The organism is Flavobacterium sp., from assembly GCF_039916025.1.
Lineage (GTDB): Bacteria > Bacteroidota > Bacteroidia > Flavobacteriales > Flavobacteriaceae > Flavobacterium.
This window is the reverse complement of the sequence record NZ_JBDSMB010000159.1, coordinates 1-2,198: the sequence shown is the minus strand read 5'-3', so window position 1 is coordinate 2,198 and position 2,198 is coordinate 1. Positions and strand designations below refer to the sequence as shown.

The 2,198-nt window shown below is 37.4% G+C and carries 2 protein-coding genes and 1 pseudogene; all 3 read right to left on the bottom strand.

Annotation, left to right across the window (positions count from 1 at the left end; translation table 11 throughout):
• A pseudogene (locus tag ABIQ27_RS12400) lies at positions 1-234 on the bottom strand (site-specific DNA-methyltransferase); the annotation flags it as partial.
• 16 nt (positions 235-250) lie between these two features.
• Positions 251-1,342: an ImmA/IrrE family metallo-endopeptidase gene (locus tag ABIQ27_RS12395; RefSeq protein WP_348034214.1), complete on the bottom strand. Its 1,092-nt coding sequence runs from the start codon at positions 1,340-1,342 to the stop codon at positions 251-253.
• 24 nt (positions 1,343-1,366) lie between these two features.
• Positions 1,367-1,645 carry a killer suppression protein HigA gene (locus tag ABIQ27_RS12390; protein ID WP_348034213.1) on the bottom strand — a complete coding sequence of 93 codons (279 nt, stop codon included), beginning with the start codon at positions 1,643-1,645 and terminating at the stop codon, positions 1,367-1,369.
• Positions 1,646-2,198 lie beyond the last annotated feature (553 nt).

Sequence of the window (2,198 nt, the reverse complement as noted above, 5' to 3'; positions counted from 1 at the left end):
TCCTGTGTTGTAAGGCGGGTCTATGTAAATGCACTTTACTTTTCCTTCGTATTCGGGCAATAAAGATTTTAAGGCTTCTAAGTTGTCACCATGTATTATTTTATTTCCGCTTTTGGTTTCTTGGTCTGTTTGTGTTCCGTTGTCAAAGCCGTAGGAGTGTTCCAATACTTTAAACGGAACATCCATGTGATGATTTATGACCTTATCTTTTCCTATCCAGTGTAATGTTGGCATCTAATTTCTGTAGTTCTTAATTAAACAAATCAATTTTTTGTCTGAAACCATTACCAATATGAAAAGGAATGAGTTTTAAATGCTGCAACCTGCCTATGATTATACCTGTTGGAGTTCTAAATTGTTTGGCAAATTCATGTATCATATCTTCGGTTAAAGGTACAGCTTCAATTATTTGTAGCAATTCATTGTCCGTCAATAATATTTTAGCTGCAAAGGTATTGGCTTCTTCTTCTTTCTCTTCGTCTATTTGGGTTCCTTCAACATTTTCAAGGAAAATATCTTTTTTGCCGTGTAAAATAATGTGTGCTGCTTCGTGAAAAAATGTAAACCAAAAATGGTCGTTGGTTCTGAATCTTCCCGAAAGTTGAATGATAGGTTTATTATGAAACCAACGTGTTGCACCGCTAATTGGTGCCTTTGGTAAATTTTGAGTAAACACAACTGCGACACCACAGTTAGCACAAATCTTTTGCAGTTGGTGGGTAAAATCATCAGGCATTAAGAAGGCCAGTTCTTTAATTTCGGTCAATGCTTCTTTGAATTTCTTTTTATCAAACTCTGCTATGTCAATTTCTTTTGCTTGTATTTCGCCTTTCCGCAACCATGCTGAAATTGCATGAGGGCTTTGTGTGTGTGCCAAAGATATTTTGAAAGCAACCGAAACTTCTTTGTGTACATAAATCCGTTCCCACTCTTCAGTTGAAGCTATACTAAAGAATTTTAATAGGTTATCGACCAAAATATGTTTCTCTTTTCTGGGAGGTAACCAAGAAAAGTTTTGCATTTCATTTATAGGAAATGCACTCAACCAGTCTTTTTCTTTTTCAAGTTCTTCTTGTTGTTGCAATTCGTAAAGTTCTTTGCGGAAGGTCTTTTCTCTGTTCAACCAAAAGCTGGCTGGTATGCCCAAGACCTTTTCCAATTGAAAAGCAGTTGCCGTTGTAATTGGTTCTCTTCCCTTAATTACATCATTGATTTTTTCTTTTGGTCTGCCCATCCTTTCTGCAAGTTCGACTTGGCTCATGCCTATTAGATCAATGTGTTCCTGAATTGTATCCCCTGGAGGAGAGAGTAATGATTTTGCTAATTCGAGTGTTGTTGCCATCTTGTTGATTTGGTGCTGTTTGGCTTAATGGTAGTCTTCTATTTCGTTAATTTGAATTTTCCTGACATCTTCCCAGTTTAGACCGCCATCCTCTTTCGTGGGTAGTGGGTCATGATTAGGCTCAAAAATCAGTCGGTAGTTTACTGAAACGGCAATTGCAAATTTACCTTTACGGTCTCCTGAGAGTTCGTGGCAATTTGCTGCGAGAATGGTGCTCATAATCGCTAAATTGTCGGCATCGGTTAATTCCTGGATCCTCTGATTTACTTTACGAGCTAACTGTCCAAAGGATGCTTGCATCATTCTAGGGTCGGTTAATTTCTTTTGAATTTTTCTACTCTTGTATCGTATTTCCACTGCAAAGATATATAATATTAACGAAAAAGGTTAACAAAAATAGTTAATAGTTTTGATCTGCCAAACAAACCGATAGAAAGTTGGCTCTTTTGCTTTTGCCGAAGTGTGATGTCTATTTGTCTGGACAAAGGTAAATAGGCCATTTGTGCACTTGGCGACAGTTAAATTCGAGAGAGTGAGGTTGGTAAAAATAGAAAGTACAGGAGAGTCTGCTAACTCACTATCTTTATGCAATATGGAATCGATTTCAATGGTCTGCTGTCAAAATAGGTGGCCTTTTATTTATTTTTGGTCGGCAGTTAGGTGATTTTGTGTCGTTTTCTACACTTGCTGGCAACGGTTTGCAGGTACAAGAAGTTGGCGATTTTGAATTCTAAATCTACTTGCTATCATACAATTTGATAATATCTACAATGATTCTTATTGCTGGTGTGCTGCCAATTTCTTCTAGGCGATGCTACCAATAGTCCTTCCTTGTCTGTCGAGGTTTGTCAGTTAA

Bases quoted from the DNA above. Each gene is read 5' to 3' on its own strand.
- ABIQ27_RS12395 (WP_348034214.1), bottom strand. From the start codon at position 1,342: ATGGCAACAACACTCGAATTAGCAAAATCATTACTCTCTCCTCCAGGG.
- ABIQ27_RS12390 (WP_348034213.1), bottom strand. From the start codon at position 1,645: ATGATGCAAGCATCCTTTGGACAGTTAGCTCGTAAAGTAAATCAGAGG.